The organism is Gammaproteobacteria bacterium (assembly GCA_037388465.1).
In the GTDB taxonomy this organism is placed as follows: domain Bacteria; phylum Pseudomonadota; class Gammaproteobacteria; order SpSt-1174; family SpSt-1174; genus JARRKE01.
This window is the reverse complement of sequence record JARRKE010000003.1, coordinates 49,904-67,051: the sequence shown is the minus strand read 5'-3', so window position 1 is coordinate 67,051 and position 17,148 is coordinate 49,904. Positions and strand designations below refer to the sequence as shown.

The following is a 17,148-nucleotide window of genomic DNA, read 5'->3' as shown; positions in this document are numbered from 1 at the left end:
GTGCCCTGCGCCAGCCATTTTGCGTTGGTCAGCTTGCCCGCCTCTTCGTCGAACACCTCGATGAACAGACCGCCGATGATCTTGCGCTTTTGCTCCGGATCCGCCTCGCCGGCCAGCGCGTTGTAGAAGCGGTCGGCGGCATCGACGCGGATAACCCGCACGCCCATGTGCTGGGCGAAGGTGGCCATGACCTGGTCGCCCTCGTGCAGGCGCAGCAGGCCGGTGTCCACAAACACGCAGGTGAGCTGATCGCCGATGGCGCGATGCAGCAACGCCGCCACCAGGGGCCGAGTCGGTGCTGGCCATGAGCTTGAAGCCCGTCGGCAGGGTGGCGACCCGGTCGCCGTGCGACATCCACACGTCCAGCAGACCGTAGCCTTCCGGCGTGGTGTGGTCCTCGATGTCGGTGAGCAGGCGGGTGTGTCCGCGCGCGCGCACCTGGGCGTAACCGAACTCGCGGTGGTCGGCGTTCTCCACCTCGCCGCCCAGCTGGGCCGCCATGGTCTGCATGCCGTAGCAGATGCCGAGCACCGGCACGCCGAGCTCGAACACCGCCTGCGGGGCGCGCGGCGGCTCGGCATCGATGACCGATTCGGGACCGCCCGACAGGATGATGCCGCGCGGCGCGAAGGCACGGACCTCGTCCTCGCCGACGTCCCAGGGATGGATTTCGCAATACACGCCGACCTCGCGCACGCGGCGCGCGATCAGCTGGGTGTACTGGGAACCGAAATCGAGGATCAGAATCCGGTCGGCGTGGATATTGTTCATGTCCGCGTCGTGTGAGGGGCCGCTGTTGATGCCGGCCGGGTTATTGTGGCCTGACTGACCTTCGCGCGGGGAAACCGCTCACGCGCAAATCAATCAATACGGTAATTGGGGGCTTCCTTGGTGATGCTCACGTCATGCACGTGGCTTTCGCGCACGCCCGAACCGGTAATGCGCACGAACTCCGGCTTGGTGCGCATTTCATCCATGTTGGCGCAACCCACATAGCCCATGCTGGCGCGCAGGCCGCCGAGCAGCTGGTGGATGATGGCCGTGAGGCTGCCCTTGTAAGGTACGCGCCCTTCGATGCCCTCGGGCACCAGCTTGTCGATGGCGTTCTGGCTGTCCTGGAAGTAGCGGTCGGAGGAGCCCTGCGCCATCGCGCCCAGCGAGCCCATGCCGCGATAGGACTTGTAGGAGCGCCCCTGATACAGCTCGACCTCGCCGGGCGCCTCCTCGGTACCCGCGAACAGGCTGCCGAGCATCACGGTATGCGCCCCCATGGCCAGCGCCTTGGAGAGATCGCCGGAATAGCGGATACCACCGTCCGCGATCAGCGGCACGTCGGTACCGCTGAGGCCCTCGCTCACGTTGGCGATGGCGGTAATCTGCGGCACGCCGACGCCGGCGATGATACGCGTGGTGCAGATCGAACCGGGACCGATACCGACCTTGACCGCGTCCGCACCGGCCTCGACCAGTGCACGCGCCGCTTCGGCGGTGGCGATGTTGCCGCCGATGACCTGCATGTCCGGATACTGCTTCTTGACCCAGGCGACGCGATCGAGCACGCCCTGGGAATGGCCATGTGCGGTATCGACCACGATAACGTCGACGCCCGCCTCGACCAGGGCGGCCACGCGCTCCTCGGTGCCGGCGCCGGTGCCGACGGCCGCGCCCACGCGCAGGCGGCCCTGCTCGTCCTTGCAGGCGAGCGGGAATTCGGAAGACTTCTGGATATCCTTGACGGTGATCAGGCCGCGCAGCTTGAAGTCGTCATTGACCACCAGCACCTTCTCGATGCGGTGCTCGTGCATGAGGTGCAGGATTTCGTCCTTGTCGGCGCCTTCGCCAACGGTCACCAGTCGCTCGCGCGGCGTCATGATGGAGGACACCGGCGCGTCATGCTTGGTTTCGAAGCGCAGGTCACGGCTGGTGACAATGCCGGCGAGATTCTCGCCCGACACCACCGGCACGCCGGAGATATTGTGCGCGCGCGTGATGGCCAGCACCTCGCCGATGGTCATCTCCGGCGGTACGGTGATCGGCTCCTTGATCACGCCGCTTTCGAACTTCTTGACCTGGCGCACCTGCAGCGCCTGCTGCTCGGCGCTCATGTTCTTGTGGATGATGCCGATCCCGCCCTCCTGCGCCATCGCAATGGCCAGCCGGGACTCGGTGACGGTGTCCATGGCGGCGGACACCACGGGGATATTCAGGCGGATGCCACGGGTGAGCGGGGCGCCCAATTGAACGTCTCGCGGCAGCACCTTGGAGTGCGCAGGCACCAGCAGGATGTCGTCGAAGGTGAGGGCTTCCTGGATGATGCGCATGGGACGTTCTCGGCCAAAAGGAAAACGGTAAATTATATGCTCCGAACGCCTTTCCGTAAACCGGGATAGACCATGGAAAAACCGGGCCTTTGGCACAGAGCCTCAGACATATTATCATTCGCCACCATATGTGCCCGTAAGGGGCGGCACGACAAATTACTGCCTTGGCAAGAGAACAACAGACCATGCACGTTAACGGCCTGGATACCGATACGCATAAGGCACACAGCCTGCTCAAGCCGCTTCGGCTTTTGCCCTTCCTGTTGCTGACCGGCCTGGCCGGCTGCGCCAGTCTGCAAACCGATTCGACGGCGGCGTCCCAGGGGCCCGAGAAGGCCGTGGCGCAAACCGCCGGCGACAAGACCGACCCCGCGCCGAGCACCGACGCCAAGGCCGGTTCCGATGCGGACGCGAAATCGAACGACGCCGACGCCAAGGCTGATCCCGGCACGAACGCCCAGCAGGCCGACAGCGACAATCCGCCCCCCTTCCCGCAAACCGCCCTCGACGATCAACCCAAGACCATCTGGAGCGCCATCCGCGGTGGCTTCGAATTGCCGGACGTCAGCGACGAGGCGCGCGTGCAGGCTGAGATCCGCTGGTACGCCGACCATCCCGATTACATCGAGCGCGTGACGGAGCGCGCCAAGCCCTTCCTGCACTACATCCTGCAGGAGGTCCAGGAGCGCAAGCTGCCCACCGAGCTGGTGCTGCTGCCCATCGTGGAAAGCGCCTACCGCCCCTATGCCTACTCCCACTCGCGTGCCGCCGGCCTCTGGCAGTTCATTCCCGCCACCGGGCGCCGCTTCGGGCTGGAGATCAACTGGTGGTACGACGGCCGGCGCGACATCCACGCCTCCACCAATGCCGCCCTGGACTACCTGAGCAAGCTCTACAACGATCTCGGACACGACTGGCTGCTGGCCATCGCCGCGTACAACTGCGGGGAAGGCACCGTGCAACGGGCGATCCGCTACAACAAGCGCCACGGCCGGCCCACCGATTTCTGGCACCTGCGGCTGCCCCAGGAAACCCGCCACTACGTGCCCAAGCTGCTGGCGGTCAAGCACATCATTTCCGATCCGACGCCCTACAAGATCGCCCTCACCGACATTCCCGACGAGCCGGTGCTGAAGACCGTCAAGCTGGACTCCCAAATCGACATGGCCATCGCCGCCCGCCTGGCGGACATGGACCTGGACAAGCTCTACCGCCTGAACCCCGGTTACAACCGCTGGGCGACGGCACCCAACGGCCCCTATTACCTGCTGATGCCCAAGCAGAACGCCCAGACCTTCGAGACGAACCTGCAGGATCAGCCGCAGCGCAAGCTCGTGCTCTGGGAACGCCACCGGATCCGCAGCGGGGAATCGCTGATCGCCATCGCACGCCGTTACCGGACCACGGTGCACCAGATCAAGCGCGTCAACCACCTGCATTCGAATTCCATACGCGCCGGGCATTACCTCATCGTGCCCAAGCCCACGGCCGAAATGACGCGCTATGCCATCGCCTCGCCCCGCCTGCACCGCAGCGTGCGCGGCCGGGGTCAGCGCCTGGTGTATACCGTCAAGACCGGCGACAGCTTCTGGGAGATCGCGCGTTACTACAAGGTCTCCGTGCACAACCTGTTGCGCTGGAACGGCATGGCCCCGCACGACACGCTGCACCCCGGCATGCGCCTGGTCGTCTGGAAGCGCGTCTACACCGCCCAGGGGACGCTGGGAGAAGACGTGGCCTCGCGCTGAGCGGGACCGCAGCTTCCGGTTCATGTCCGACGACACCCAGGCCGCCTCACGCCCGGTATTCAGCGTCTCCCAACTCAACGCCGCGGCTCGACAGCTGCTGGAGGACGGCTTTCCGCTGATCTGGGTCGAGGGTGAGATATCCAATCTCAGCCGCCCCGCCTCCGGCCATCTCTACTTCACCCTCAAGGACGAACGCGCCCAGATCCGCTGCGCCCTGTTCCGCAACCGGCGCAGCGGCATCCAGTGTGAACCCCAGAACGGGCGCCAGATCCTGGTACGCGGCGGCATCAGCCTGTACGAGGCGCGCGGCGACTACCAGCTCATCGTCGAATACCTCGAAGAGGCCGGCCACGGCGCCCTGCAGCGCGCCTTCGAGGCACTCAGGACCAAGTTGCAGGCCGAGGGCCTGTTCGATGCGGCCCTGAAACGCCCCCTGCCCGCCTTCCCCCGGCGGGTCGGCGTCATCACCTCGCCCCGCGGCGCCGCGCTGCGTGACATTCTGAGCGTGCTCAAGCGCCGCTTTCCGCTGATCGAGGTCCTGGTATACCCGGTACAGGTGCAAGGGGAGCAGTCCGCGCCGCAGATCGTCGAGGCCCTGCACAGCGCCTCCCGCGACCCACGCTGCGACGTGCTGATCCTGGCGCGCGGCGGAGGGTCGCTGGAGGACCTGTGGAGCTTCAACGACGAGCGGGTGGCCCGCGCCCTGCGGGACAGCGCCATTCCCGTGGTCTGCGGCGTGGGACACGAAACCGATTTCACCATTGCCGACTTCGCGGCCGACGTGCGCGCCCCCACCCCTTCGGCCGCCGCCGAGCTGATCAGTCCCAGCGCCGAGGAGCTGGCCGCCGTGCTGCGCGGCCAGACCAGAGACCTGCAGACGGGCATCGCGACGCTGATCGGGGATCATCGCCAGATGCTGGCGGAGCTGCGGCGGCGTCTGGCACGTCAGGTCGGCCATATCCTGACCCGTGAACGCGAACGCCTGGGATGGCTGCAGACACGCCTGGCAGGCAATCTGATGCAACGCAGCCGGGAGCGCCGGCAACGGCTGCAATGGCTGTCCCAACGCCTGCAGGGACTGCACCCCCGACGGCGCATGCAGCAGGTCACGCAGCGGCTGGATGAACTGGAGGGGCGGCTGCGGCGTGCCGAACTGCGGCTGATCGAACGGCGGCGCGAACGCATGACCGCCCTGGCACGCGCATTGAACGCCATCAGCCCGCTGCAGACGCTGGAACGCGGCTATGCCATCGCCACCGTGGCGAGCGACGGCAGCGTGATCCGCTCCCCCGACCAGGTCGCACCGGGGGACGAGATCCGCGTCCGGGTTGAGGCGGGCATCATCCCCGCCCGCGTCATCTCCACAGACGACACCGACTGAACCGTCGCTGTAACCTGCTTGTAAAATCCTTCCCGGCGGGTATGCTCACTGCAAGCCCTTGATAAATCACGGGGAGGCTGGATGGATAAAGAAACCCTGCTCGATTCGATCCGCAAGGCCCGTACCTCGCATCTCCGCTGGCGCAGCTACGCCCAGGCCCTGGCCTCGGGGCTCGAGGTCAGCGAGGAACAGGCCCCCATCAACCACACGGACTGCAAATTCGGCCAATGGTATTACGGGCCGGCAAAGACGGAGATGGGTGAACTCGAGGCCTACCAGGCAATCGACGATCCCCACGCCCAACTGCACGCAGCCTATCGCCGCTTACACGGCTTCGCATCCGAAGGCCGGCTCGACCAGGCCGAGCAGGTCATGGGCGAGATCAACGATCACTGCAGGATCCTGCTCGAACGCCTCGATATCCTGGAGGCGGCCGTACGCGAAATGTAGGCCGTCCTCAGCAGTCCCCCGCCAGACGGCGGACCAGCGCCACGTCGACCCAGCCGGAATCACCGGCATTGCCGGCCAGCACCTCGAAGGGCTGTTCCGGTTCCCCCATGTCGCTGACCACCAGCATTGCACCGTCGAAGTCCTGCGCCCTCGTATAGTCGTTAATGGTCACGATGGTCGGCACGCCGGCTCCCAGGGATGCCCTGAGCCCGTTTTCCGAATCCTCGAAGGCCACGCAGTCGTCCGGCTCCAGGCCCAGTTCTTCCAGCGCGTGATGAAAAATATCGGCCGCGGGTTTTTTCGCCGGCACGATGTCCCCGGCGGCGATCACGTCGAACCAGCCGATGGACTCGGCCCCCAGGGTCGCCTCGAGCAGATAGGTAACGTTCTCGGGCGTGGTGGTGGTGGCGATACCCAGCTGCAGCCCCGCACCGCGCGCCTCGTCGAGCAGACGCGCCACGCCGGGGCGCAGCGGAATGGCACCTGCCTTGAGCATTTCCAGGTAATGGGCCGTCTTGCTGCGGTGCAGGTTGACGATCAGCTCGTCGAGATCACCCGAATAATCAAAATGATCAATAAAATCAGTAAGGTAATAGCGAATACGCTCCTTACCGCCGGTGACCTTGAGCAATTTGCCGTACAATTCCGGCGTCCAGTCCCAGGCCAGGCCGGCATCGGCGAAGGCCTGGTTGAAAGCAACCCGGTGGCCGTCACGCTCGGTATCGGCCAGGGTTCCGTCAACATCGAACAACAGGGCTTTGAGTTTCGTCATGTCTCATTCAGCAGGCAAAATCGAGCCGGGCAGGCTAGCATGCCGCCTTCTGCCGGGCCAGTTGACGATTCTGCTTGCAGTACCCCCCGAGATTTGCTACTAAAGCCGCCTTTTACCGTAAGGAGACGTCTCAATGGCCACCCCCAAGACTCCTGCCAAGAAGCCGGAGGCCATGTCCTTCACCGACTTCAAGCCGTACAAGCTCAAGAAGGGAGAACCCTACATGAGCGACGGGATGAAGGCGCATTTCCGCCACATTTTGGAATCGTGGAAAAAGGAGCTCATGGAAGAGGTGGACAAAACGGTCGACCACATGAAGGAAGAGGCCGCCAACTTCGCGGACCCGGCCGACCGGGCCACGCAGGAAGAAGAATTCTCCCTGGAACTGCGGGCGCGCGACCGTGAACGCAAGCTGATCAAGAAGATCAGCCAGTCGCTGGACGACCTGGATGCGGGCGATTACGGCTACTGCGAGGCCTGCGGCGTCGAGATCGGCGTTCGCCGCCTCGAGGCCCGTCCCACCGCCACCCTCTGCATCGACTGCAAGACCCTGCAGGAGATCAAGGAAAAGCAGATGGCCTGAGGGATCCCCCTCGGGCCGCGCTCCGCATGGCCGGCCAATCCATCGCCACCCAGGACTACGTCGGCCGCTTCGCGCCCTCCCCCACCGGCCCGCTGCATCTCGGCTCCCTGATCGCGGCCCTGGCCAGCTACCTGCAGGCCCGCAGCCGGGACGGCCAGTGGCTGGTCCGTATCGAAGACCTGGATCCGCCCCGGGAAATCCCCGGGGCGGATGTCCAGATCCTGAAGACCCTGGAACGCTACGGCTTCGAATGGGACGGTGAAGTCCTGTACCAAAGCCGGCGTCAATCCTGTTACGACGAGGCCCTGCAGACGCTGCTTCGCGACGAGCGGCTCTACGCCTGCAGCTGTACCCGCAAGGAAATCGCCGCCATCGCAAGGCAGGGCGAGGAAGGCCCCGTTTATCCGGGGACCTGCCGCGGCAAACCGCCCTCGGGACGCAAGGCGCGCGCCCTGCGCCTTTTTACCGACGACCGGCTGATCACCTTCGCGGACACCGTATACGGTGCGGTCACGCAGCGGGTCGAAACCGAGGTCGGGGACTTCGTCGTCCAGCGGGCGGACGGTCTGACGGCCTATCAGCTTGCGGTCGTCGTGGATGACGCCCTGCAGGGCGTAACCGAGGTCGTACGCGGCGCGGACCTGCTGTTCTCCACCCCGCGCCAGATCCTGCTCCAGCAGTTGCTGGACTATCCCACCCCGGACTACCTGCATGTACCGCTGGCGCGGAACGCCGCCGGCGAGAAGCTCAGCAAGCAGACGGGCGCCACCGCGCTGGACCCTTCCAGACCCGGGCCGGCGCTGATGGCGGCGTTGACCTTTCTGGGGCAGCACCCGCCCCCGGGACTGGGTGAGGAGTCGCTGGAGACGATCTGGGAATGGGCTATCGCCCACTGGAAGGTGGCGGCCATACCCCGCTCGGAAACGGCTCAGACCCGCTGAGTGGCCGCCAGCAGTTTGCAGATCCGTTCGGCCAGGTCGGCGGGAAACTGGGACCAGTCGAACTTCCAACGCCAGTTGCTGCCGTTATTGGTGCCCGGCGTATTGAGCCGGTGTGTGCCATCCAGCGCCAGAAAGTCCTGCAGCGGCACGACGGCCAGGCAGGCGGGCGACTGCATGCTCACCTCGATCAACGCCCAGGGCATGTCCTCTGCCCGGCAATGCAGGGTTTGCAGGACGTTCTGACGCGTGCCCTCGCCCAGCGACTGGAACCAGCCGAGCGTCGTATCGTTGTCGTGCGTGCCGGTATACACCACGCTGTTCGGCGTGTGATGCGCCGGCAGATAGGGATTGTCGGGCGAGCCGTCGAAGGCGAATTGCAGAATCTTCATGCCCGGCAGATGAAACGCATCCCGCAGGGCCTCCACCTCGGGCGTGATGATGCCGAGATCCTCGGCGACCACCGGCAGGCGGCCGAAGACCTTTTCGAATTCCTCGAAGAGTTCCTTGCCGGGCGCCTTGACCCAGTGACCGCCCATGGCGGTCTCCTCCTCGGCCGGGATCGACCAGAAGGCCTCGAAGCCGCGGAAATGGTCGACACGGATGAAGTCGTACAGCTCGAGCATCTTGCCCATGCGCCGCTTCCACCAGGCGAAATCGTCCTTGCGCATCGCCTCCCAGTCGAAGATCGGATTCCCCCAGCGCTGCCCGGTGGCGGAAAAATAATCCGGCGGCACGCCGGCCACGTGTCGCGCATGGCCATGCTCATCCAGGTCGAAGACCTCGGGCACCGTCCAGACGGCGGCGCTGTCGTGGGACACGAAAATGGGCATGTCGCCGAACAGCAGAATGCCCCGCGCATTGGCCTCCGCCTTCAGGGCATGCCATTGCGAAGAGAACAAAAACTGCTCGAAGCGAAGCTGCTCCATAACCTCGCTCAGCCGCTTGCGCGCCTGCTTCAGCGCCCGCGGCTCACGTTCGCGCAATTCGGGCAGCCATTCCCACCAGGGGCGATTGCCCTGCTCCTGGCGCAGGGCCATGAACAGGACGTAGTCGTCCAGCCATTCGGCGTTGGCGTCGAGAAACGCCCGATAGGCGGCCCGATGCGCCTCATCGGCGTTGGCGATGAATCCGGCGCGTGCGGCGTGCAGCGCATGGATGTGATCCGGGTATTCGTCATCGTTCAACCATCCCTGTTCACGCAGGATATCCAGATCGATGAAGCCCGGATCGCCGGCCATCGCCGATAAGGCCAGATAGGGGGAACCATCCTCATGGGTGGGCCCCATGGGCAGGACCTGCCAGACCCGGAGCCCCGCATGGTCGAGAAAGTCCAGAAACCGGTAGGCATCCTTGCCCAGCGTGCCGCTTGGCAAAGAGGTGGGATGCAGGAGGATGCCGGCACGGCGGCGATCGAGAGGGAACTCACAACCGGTGGGTTTCGCCGTTTGCGGCATGCCGTGCTTGCTGCTTGGGGTTTCGGTAGTCGTCTGTACGTGTGACCGGCTCACCGACAAAAACTCCTCAATTGGGCTGCTGCCCGTGGCGCATCGTTCCCCCCGCAGCCGGTTCGCCGCCACCATGCGTAAACCGGTGTTGCAGGTAATCCGGCGCAGGTTCGCCGAGCATCTCATAAAGCAGGGTCAGATGGCGACGATAAAGTGACTCGAAATCGCTTACCGAACCCGAAGGGTTGTAGTCGCCGAACCACCAGCACCAGTCGGAGCCCTCGCAGATCGCGAGCTGATCCTCGGCCGCATGCAGCGCCTCTCCCGTCAGGCGGCCTTCCGCGACCGCGCGATCGAAGGCCTGCTTGGCCTCGCCCAGCATCTCCCAGCCACGGTTCTTGTCGGGTTCGCCGATCCAGGTGGAGAAGGAGCCATAGACCCAGCTGCCGGCCACCATCCGCGGCAACGGCAGGCAGGCCGCATCCTCAAGGACCCGGCTGTACGTCGTCAGTTCCAGCAGGGGGTTGGCGGCAAGCGCCGGATACAGGGCCGACAGGAAGTAATAGCCGTTGTTGGGGTAATACTCCCAGGCATTCTCGCCGTCTAGGACAATCGACACCACACCCCGCCCGTTGGTGCGTTTGGCGATGTTTTCTAGGTGATGAACGAGATTTGCGACGGCATGGTCGGCATGCCAGTCGCGGTATTCGAACCCGATGGCGTCCGACAGTCCGTCGTCGCGGAAAAAGCAGGCGACGCCCTCATTGTCCATCTGGTAGCAGCGGTACAGCCAGGACTTGTCGGCGACATCCGCCTTGAGGCCGGAACGGCGCAGGCTGTTGGACAGCACGGTTTCGCCGCTCGCCGTCCAGTTGAATCCCTGTTCGCCGAGCAGCTTCAGGGTCGATGCGCTGACGCTGCCCTCGGAGGGCCAGCAACCGCGGGGACGGATGCCGAAGTGGCGCTCGAAGACCTCGATGCCGCGCTGCAGATGCCAGCGCACCCTGTCCTCGCCCCCCGGATAACGCTCCAGATCGGGCAGCGGTGCTTCCGGCATCGCCTCCAGGGTCGAGCCGATATCGAGCAGCAAGGGCATGATGGGATGCGCATACGGCGTCATCGACAACTCGACACGCCCCAGTTCCGCCAGCACCCGGTAGCGCGGGATCAACCCGCTGAGCAGTTCACTCATCACCCCCAACAGGCTGCGCCGGTCCTCCAGCGTATAGCCGCCCTGCTTTTCGAGCAGGCGCCGGACACGCATGTCGTTACGGCGCACGGTCTCGCCTATCCAGGCCAGGTGATACCAGACCAGCAGGTCACCCAGGACGGCGTCGTTCAGATACTCGCAGGCCGCCGGGTGCTCGCGCACCCAGGCGATCAGGTCGGCAAGCAGCCGGTAACGCGGGAAGGGATCGATCAGGCGATGCCGGTTGGCCTTCAGGCAGGTCTCCGCCAGTTCGAAGCGCGCCTTCGGGTCGGTGGGAAGCTGCTCGGCGACCAGCGCGGACAAAAGCGGGTCGCGCAACGGGCTGCCATGCTCCAGATGATCACGGACCTGATGCGCATAGTCGTCGATCTGCTCCAGCAGGATCGGCGCGAAGTTGACTACGGCCCGCGCCTCGGGATCCGCTTCGAGATGCGCCGCCATATCGACGTAATCCTTGGTGGCATGCAGGTAGGTCCACGGCAGCGCGTACTCATCCTGCAGCCGGTACTGTGGCTGGTGCATGTGCCAGCACAGCACCACCTTGAGACGTTGTTCAACGGACATGATGGCGACTGACTCCAAGCATTTCCGGCGTGACCAGCACGACCCCGCCCGGTGAGACATAGAACCGCTTGGCGTCCTCCTCCGGGTCTTCACCGATCACGGTGCCGGGCGGGATGACGCAGCCCTTGTCGAGCACTGCCTTGCGGATACGCGCCTTTTCGCCAATCTCCACGTTGGGCAGCACCACCGAGTCCTCCAGCATCGCGTGGGCATGGACCCTGACGTTGGAAAACAGCAGCGAATGCCGCACCAGCGCGCCCGAGATGATGCAGCCCCCTGAGACCATGGAATCCACCGCCATGCCGCGCCGGTCGTCGTCGTCGAATATGAACTTGGCCGGCGGCAACTGCTCCTGATAGGTCCAGATCGGCCACACCTCGTCGTAGAGGTTGAGTTCGGGCGTGATCCCGATCAGCTCGAGGTTGGCCTTCCAGTAGGAATCGATCGTACCCACATCGCGCCAGTAGGCCTGCGCACCCGTCTCGCGTTCACGGTAGGGATAGGCCACGACCTTGTAGCTGTCGATGACCGAAGGAATGATGTCCTTGCCGAAATCGTGGCTCGAGCCCGGCTGGTCCGCGTCCTTGATCAGCTGCTCGTACAGAAAATCCCGATTGAAGACGTAAATGCCCATGCTGGCCAGGGCGAGGTCGCTGCGGCCGGGAATGGGCTTGGGGTCGTCGGGCTTTTCCTGAAATTCACGCACCTGGCCCGACTCGTCCGCGCGCATGACGCCGAACGACTTGGCTTCCTCCAGGCTTACCTCCAGGCAGGCCACTGTCATATCGGCGTCACTGTCGACGTGAAAGGCGATCATTTCGCCGTAGTCCATCTTGTAGATATGATCGCCGGCCAGCACCAGCACGTATTCCGGGCGGTGTAGACGGATGATGTCCAGGTTCTGGTACACCGCGTCGGCTGTACCCATGTACCAGGAGGTCTCGATGCGCTGCTGCGCGGGCAGGATCTCGACGAACTCGCCGAATTCGCCGCGCAGGAATCCCCAACCGCGCTGGATATGCTGGATCAGCGAATGCGCCTTGTACTGGGTGAGAATGCCAATCTGGCGAATCCCGGAGTTGATGCAGTTGGAAAGCGGGAAATCGATGATGCGGAACTTGCCACCGAAGGGCACGGCCGGTTTGGCCCGCCACATGGTCAGTTGCTTGAGTCGGGAACCGCGTCCGCCAGCCAGAATCAGCGCCAGGGTTTCACGAGTGAGGCGGCTGACGAAACGTTGTGTCTGATCCTGCATACGTGAACCCCCGGAAAAGTTGGTGGTGACCTTCCGCTTGCCGTTATGATAACTGAACGCGTGCGTCGCGCGACCCCCAATCCTTTCATACAATGACCCTTTCTATCCTTTTGGTTCCCAGGACAACGGCATGCCCCTGCAAAACGAGCTGGACGACCGCCTGACCCCCATTATCGAAGCGCGTCATCACGATCCCTTCAACGTGCTGGGCAAGCATGTCGAGGGCGGCCGGACCGTGATCCGGGCCTACCTGCCCTACGTCCAGTCGGTAAGCCTGGCGGAACCAGACGCAGCGCTGGAGCGGGTGCCGGGCAGCGATTTTTTCGAATGGCACGGGTCGGAAGACGCCGTTCCGACGCCCTATCGCCTGCAGTGGACGGACGACCACGGCACCCGGCACGAGGCGGTGGACCCCTACTGCCTTCCCCCGCAGCTCAGCGACTTCGATCTGCACCTGTTCGGGGAAGGCAAGCACCAGCACGCCTATCGCTTCCTGGGCGCGCACCTGCACAGCTTCGAGGGCATCGACGGGGTGCTGTTTTCGGTCTGGGCACCAAATGCGGAACGCGTCAGCGTGATCGGCGATTTCAACCGCTGGGACGGCCGGCGCCATCCCATGCGTGCCCGCGGCGGCAGCGGCGTGTGGGAACTGTTCATCCCCGGTCTGTCCGTCGGCGCCCTGTACAAGTTCGAGATCCGCAATCGCTACACGGGCGACGTGCTGGTCAAGACCGACCCCTATGCCCAACGCTTCGAACTGCGTCCGCAGACCGCCTGCATCGTGGCCGAGGACAACGGTTACGAATGGCGCGACGCCGACTGGATCGAGGGACGTATCCGCAATGACTGGCTGCATGCGCCGATGTCCATCTACGAGGTGCACCTGGGCTCCTGGCAGCGTGACGAATACGGCAATTTCCTGGACTATCGCGAGCTGGCCCACCGGCTGGTCGATTACGTGAAGGATATGGGGTTCACCCATATCGAACTGCTGCCGGTGACCGAACATCCCCTGGACGCCTCCTGGGGATACCAGACCACGGGCTACTACGCCCCCACCAGCCGTTACGGCGCCCCGGACGACTTCCGCTACTTCGTCGACCACTGCCATCGCAACGGCATCGGCGTGCTGCTCGACTGGGCGCCGGGGCACTTCCCCAAGGACGCCTTCGCCCTCGCCCGCTACGACGGCACGGCCCTTTACGAGCACGAGGACCCGCGCCGCGGCGAGCACCGCGACTGGGGCACGCTGATCTTCAATTACGGCCGCAACGAGGTGCGCAATTTCCTGATCTCCAGCGCCATGTACTGGGTGGAGGAATTCCATATCGACGGCCTGCGCGTGGATGCTGTGGCCTCCATGCTCTACCTCGACTACTCGCGCGAGGCGGGCGACTGGCTGCCCAACAAGTTCGGCGGACGCGAGAACCTGGAGGCCATCGATTTCCTGCGCGAACTCAACGGTTCGGTGCAGGGCCGCCACATCGGGGTGCAGATCGTGGCCGAGGAATCCACCGCCTGGCCGCAGGTGACGCGCCCGCCGGCGCTGGGCGGACTGGGCTTCTCATCCAAGTGGAACATGGGGTGGATGCACGACACCCTGGAATACTTCAAGATGGACCCGATCTACCGCCATTACCATCACGACGAGCTCACCTTCGGGCTGCTGTACGCCTTTACCGAAAATTTCGTGCTGCCCTTCTCCCACGACGAGGTGGTGCACGGCAAACGCTCGCTGCTGTACCGCATGCCCGGCGACGAATGGCAGCGTTTCGCCAACCTGCGCCTGCTGTACACCTATCAGTTCACCTATCCCGGCAAGAAACTGCTGTTCATGGGCTGCGAATTCGGCCAGGGCAGCGAGTGGAGCGCCGAACACAACCTGGACTGGTACGTGCTCCAGTATCCCTTCCATCAGGGCGTGCAGACCTGCGTGCGCGACCTGAACCATGTCTACCGCGAACATGCGGCGCTTTATCATTACGACTTCGAATGGCAGGGCTTCGAATGGATCGACTGCCACGATGCGTCGCAGTCCATCCTGAGCTATCTGCGCCGCAACGGCGACGAGCTCATCATCGTGATCCTGAATTTCACCCCCGTACCGCGCCACAACTACCGGGTCGGCGTCCCCCAGGCCGGAATCTATGAGGAAATCTTCAATTCGGATTCCGAATTCTACGGCGGGAGCAACGTCGGCAACGCGGGCGCGCTGCACAGCGAAGACATCAGCTGGATGGGGCGCCCCTGTTCCCTGAATCTGCACCTGCCGCCCCTCGGCGCCATCGTGCTGCGCCCCCAGCGCGGCTGACGCCCTAAAAAAATTCCCGCTTCAAACCGTCCTCGCGCGCCTTTTTGGTGCGCGAGGACTCAAGTTTTGTCCCTTTCGGCCGCTAATCAGCTTACAATTGTATATTTTTTGACCTATCGACCGGTGCATAGGCCCCAATCGACGTTACACCATGACCACTGACCGGGATTACCCAACCGCCCCCAGGGAGGGGGACGCCGCGGCGCACACCATTGCCGATGCCGGCCCTGCAACGCCCGCCATGGCAACCACGGCCGATCTGCTACGCATGCCCATTCTGGTCCTGGAGCAGACCGAACAGGCCGGTGCGCCGGTCACCCCGCTGCTGCACGACATCGGCTTTCTGAACGTGGAGTACTGCGATTCCCTGCACGATGCGCTGGTCGTTCTGGACAGGCTCAACTTTGATCTGATCATCTGCAATCTGGGTGAAACCGCCTCTTACCGGCAGCAGCTGCTGCACAACCTGCGCACGGACCATCGCTGGAAGAACATCCCGGTCATGATCGTGGCCGATCAGGACGAAGAGGATTTCGACACCCTCACCGAGGCGCGTGCCTCCGGCACGGCGGATGTCCTGTTTCATCCGCTGCGACGCGCCGAGCTCATGTCGCGGGTCTTCCTGGCGCTGAATCTCAAACATGAACACGACCTCGCCGATCAGCGCGAGATGCAGCTCGAAAACCAGATCCGCGAACTCAACAGCATGGAACGCCAACTCGGCTATCTGGTCTGGCACGACGAGCTGACCGGCCTGTTCAACCGTCGCCGCCTGGACGAGGAGATCGAAGCCGCCATACGCGCCGCCAATCAGCATCAGCATACCGCCGCCCTGATCAGCATCGATATCGACCAGTTCCGGCTCATCAACATGGCCGAGGGCTATCAGGCCGGCGACCGGCTGCTGATCGAGATCAGCCACGAGATCCGCAAACTCTGCCAGCCCACCGACACGGTTTGCCGCATCGGTGCGGACGAATTCGCGGTATTGCGCCACGATGCCGACATACAAATCGGCCAGCTCCTGGCGCAGGAAATCCGCGAGGTCATCGAACGCCACCAGATCGAATTCGGCGAGCTCCCTTACCAGTGCACGGCCAGCCTGGGCCTGACCATGATCGAGGCGGGCGAATCCGAACGCCCCGAGGACATCCTCAATCGCGCCAACCAGGCCTTTCGCACCGCCAAACGGCAGGGGCGCAACGCGGTCTATCTCTATAACCCCCTCAACAGCGAAATCGACTCCCTGCGCAAGCAGGCCTACTGGGCCAACCGCATTCGCCTGGCGCTGACGGAAAACCGTTTTCGCCTGATGTTCCAGCCCATCGTCCCGCTGCAGGGCGAGCCGGGGCAACGCTACGAGGTGCTGGTACGCATGCTCGACGGCAGCGGCCAACTGCATTCCCCGGCCGAATTCATCAAGGCCGCCGAGGCCGCCGGGATGATCCACAGCATCGACAAATGGGTGAGCGGCAAGGCCATCGATATCCTGAGCGAAATGGACCCGGCGGTGCGCTTTTGCGTCAACCTCTCCGGACATGCACCGGAAGACCCCTCCCTGCTCAGCCACATCGAGGGCCGGATTCAGCGCAGCGGGATCGACCCCGCCCGCCTGACCTTCGAGATCACCGAGACCGCGCCGAGCAGCGATTTTCAGCAAACGGTCACCATGGTCAAACGGCTCAAGGCGCTGGGCTGCGGCTTTGCGCTGGACGATTTCGGCTCCGGCTACAACACCTTCTGCTATCTGCGCGAGCTGCCCTTCAACGAGGTCAAGATCGACGGCTCCTTCATCCGCCATCTGACCGACAAGCCGGTGGACCAGTCCCTGGTACGCGCCATGGTCGATGCCGCCCGCGCCCTGGATCTCAAAACCATCGCCGAGATGGTCGAGGACGAAGACGCCCTGAGCCTGCTCAAACAGCTGGGCGTGGACTACGCGCAGGGCTATGCGGTGGGCAAGCCCAGCCTGTCCCTGCCGGGCGTTTCGCTGGACCGGTTTTATTGACTCGTGACAGACTGCGCGTCTCGGGATAGAATGCGCGGTCTCGAATGGGGCGGTAGCTCAGCTGGGAGAGCGTCGCGTTCGCAATGCGAAGGTCGGGAGTTCGATCCTCCTCCGCTCCACCAAATTTCCTGGTATTTTCAGCACCCGAAATAAGCCGGC

At 64.0% G+C, this 17,148-nt stretch carries 12 protein-coding genes, 1 tRNA gene and 1 pseudogene; 8 read left to right on the top strand and 6 right to left on the bottom strand.

The window, feature by feature from the left end; translation table 11 throughout:
* Nucleotides 1-771 (bottom strand): annotated as a pseudogene (gene guaA, locus P8Y64_01225) (glutamine-hydrolyzing GMP synthase).
* 89 nt (nucleotides 772-860) lie between these two features.
* Complete coding sequence (gene guaB, locus P8Y64_01220; GenBank protein ID MEJ2059095.1) at nucleotides 861-2,321, bottom strand: IMP dehydrogenase; 1,461 nt, start codon at nucleotides 2,319-2,321, stop codon at nucleotides 861-863.
* Nucleotides 2,322-2,506: 185 nt separating this feature from the next.
* Here guaB and P8Y64_01215 point away from each other — a divergent pair, with 185 nt between their 5' ends.
* The 3 genes from P8Y64_01215 to P8Y64_01205 all read left to right on the top strand — a co-directional run bounded on the left by P8Y64_01215 (nucleotide 2,507) and on the right by P8Y64_01205 (nucleotide 5,900).
* Nucleotides 2,507-4,069, top strand: a complete 1,563-nt coding sequence (locus tag P8Y64_01215; GenBank protein ID MEJ2059094.1) for a transglycosylase SLT domain-containing protein — start codon at nucleotides 2,507-2,509, stop codon at nucleotides 4,067-4,069.
* A gap of 22 nt (nucleotides 4,070-4,091) precedes the next feature.
* Nucleotides 4,092-5,450 carry an exodeoxyribonuclease VII large subunit gene (gene xseA / locus P8Y64_01210; protein ID MEJ2059093.1) on the top strand — a complete coding sequence of 453 codons (1,359 nt, stop codon included), beginning with the start codon at nucleotides 4,092-4,094 and terminating at the stop codon, nucleotides 5,448-5,450.
* Nucleotides 5,451-5,531: 81 nt separating this feature from the next.
* Nucleotides 5,532-5,900 (top strand): CZB domain-containing protein, encoded by a 369-nt coding sequence (locus tag P8Y64_01205; GenBank protein MEJ2059092.1) that lies wholly within the window; start codon nucleotides 5,532-5,534, stop codon nucleotides 5,898-5,900.
* A gap of 7 nt (nucleotides 5,901-5,907) precedes the next feature.
* Here the strand turns inward: P8Y64_01205 and P8Y64_01200 are convergent, their stop codons facing one another.
* On the bottom strand, nucleotides 5,908-6,672 hold the full coding sequence (locus P8Y64_01200) for an HAD family hydrolase (GenBank protein ID MEJ2059091.1): 765 nt from the start codon (nucleotides 6,670-6,672) through the stop codon (nucleotides 5,908-5,910).
* A gap of 133 nt (nucleotides 6,673-6,805) precedes the next feature.
* On the opposite strand from P8Y64_01200, the gene dksA reads away from it, so the two are divergent.
* Nucleotides 6,806-7,255 carry an RNA polymerase-binding protein DksA gene (gene dksA / locus P8Y64_01195; GenBank protein MEJ2059090.1) on the top strand — a complete coding sequence of 150 codons (450 nt, stop codon included), beginning with the start codon at nucleotides 6,806-6,808 and terminating at the stop codon, nucleotides 7,253-7,255.
* A 26-nt stretch (nucleotides 7,256-7,281) separates the two neighbouring features.
* Entirely contained in the window at nucleotides 7,282-8,196 is a 915-nt protein-coding gene (gluQRS, locus tag P8Y64_01190; GenBank protein MEJ2059089.1) for a tRNA glutamyl-Q(34) synthetase GluQRS, read from the top strand.
* Here gluQRS and malQ read toward each other — a convergent pair.
* The 3 genes from malQ to glgC form a co-directional block, all read right to left on the bottom strand.
* Nucleotides 8,184-9,650 carry a 4-alpha-glucanotransferase gene (gene malQ, locus P8Y64_01185; protein MEJ2059088.1) on the bottom strand — a complete coding sequence of 489 codons (1,467 nt, stop codon included), beginning with the start codon at nucleotides 9,648-9,650 and terminating at the stop codon, nucleotides 8,184-8,186. The two genes, gluQRS and malQ, sit on opposite strands and share 13 nt — an antisense overlap.
* A gap of 67 nt (nucleotides 9,651-9,717) precedes the next feature.
* Nucleotides 9,718-11,415, bottom strand: a complete 1,698-nt coding sequence (locus P8Y64_01180) for a glycoside hydrolase family 57 protein (GenBank protein ID MEJ2059087.1) — start codon at nucleotides 11,413-11,415, stop codon at nucleotides 9,718-9,720.
* Entirely contained in the window at nucleotides 11,405-12,670 is a 1,266-nt protein-coding gene (gene glgC, locus P8Y64_01175) for a glucose-1-phosphate adenylyltransferase (GenBank protein MEJ2059086.1), read from the bottom strand. Before glgC ends, P8Y64_01180 begins: the two co-directional genes overlap by 11 nt.
* Before the next feature lie 130 nt (nucleotides 12,671-12,800).
* Between glgC and glgB the strand changes: the two genes are divergently transcribed.
* The 3 genes from glgB (at nucleotide 12,801) to P8Y64_01160 (ending at nucleotide 17,111) form a co-directional block, all read left to right on the top strand.
* Nucleotides 12,801-14,981: a 1,4-alpha-glucan branching protein GlgB gene (gene glgB, locus P8Y64_01170; GenBank protein ID MEJ2059085.1), complete on the top strand. Its 2,181-nt coding sequence runs from the start codon at nucleotides 12,801-12,803 to the stop codon at nucleotides 14,979-14,981.
* A gap of 151 nt (nucleotides 14,982-15,132) precedes the next feature.
* Nucleotides 15,133-16,989: an EAL domain-containing protein gene (locus P8Y64_01165; protein MEJ2059084.1), complete on the top strand. Its 1,857-nt coding sequence runs from the start codon at nucleotides 15,133-15,135 to the stop codon at nucleotides 16,987-16,989.
* Nucleotides 16,990-17,035: 46 nt separating this feature from the next.
* A tRNA-Ala gene (locus P8Y64_01160) sits at nucleotides 17,036-17,111 on the top strand.
* Nucleotides 17,112-17,148: the final 37 nt, after the last annotated feature.

Bases quoted from the DNA above. Each gene is read 5' to 3' on its own strand.
- gluQRS (MEJ2059089.1), top strand. From the start codon at position 7,282: ATGGCCGGCCAATCCATCGCCACCCAGGACTACGTCGGCCGCTTCGCG.
- xseA (MEJ2059093.1), top strand. From the start codon at position 4,092: ATGTCCGACGACACCCAGGCCGCCTCACGCCCGGTATTCAGCGTCTCC.
- glgC (MEJ2059086.1), bottom strand. From the start codon at position 12,670: ATGCAGGATCAGACACAACGTTTCGTCAGCCGCCTCACTCGTGAAACC.
- P8Y64_01180 (MEJ2059087.1), bottom strand. From the start codon at position 11,415: ATGTCCGTTGAACAACGTCTCAAGGTGGTGCTGTGCTGGCACATGCAC.
- P8Y64_01200 (MEJ2059091.1), bottom strand. From the start codon at position 6,672: ATGACGAAACTCAAAGCCCTGTTGTTCGATGTTGACGGAACCCTGGCC.
- P8Y64_01165 (MEJ2059084.1), top strand. From the start codon at position 15,133: ATGACCACTGACCGGGATTACCCAACCGCCCCCAGGGAGGGGGACGCC.
- dksA (MEJ2059090.1), top strand. From the start codon at position 6,806: ATGGCCACCCCCAAGACTCCTGCCAAGAAGCCGGAGGCCATGTCCTTC.
- glgB (MEJ2059085.1), top strand. From the start codon at position 12,801: ATGCCCCTGCAAAACGAGCTGGACGACCGCCTGACCCCCATTATCGAA.
- P8Y64_01205 (MEJ2059092.1), top strand. From the start codon at position 5,532: ATGGATAAAGAAACCCTGCTCGATTCGATCCGCAAGGCCCGTACCTCG.
- guaB (MEJ2059095.1), bottom strand. From the start codon at position 2,321: ATGCGCATCATCCAGGAAGCCCTCACCTTCGACGACATCCTGCTGGTG.
- malQ (MEJ2059088.1), bottom strand. From the start codon at position 9,650: ATGCCGCAAACGGCGAAACCCACCGGTTGTGAGTTCCCTCTCGATCGC.
- P8Y64_01215 (MEJ2059094.1), top strand. From the start codon at position 2,507: ATGCACGTTAACGGCCTGGATACCGATACGCATAAGGCACACAGCCTG.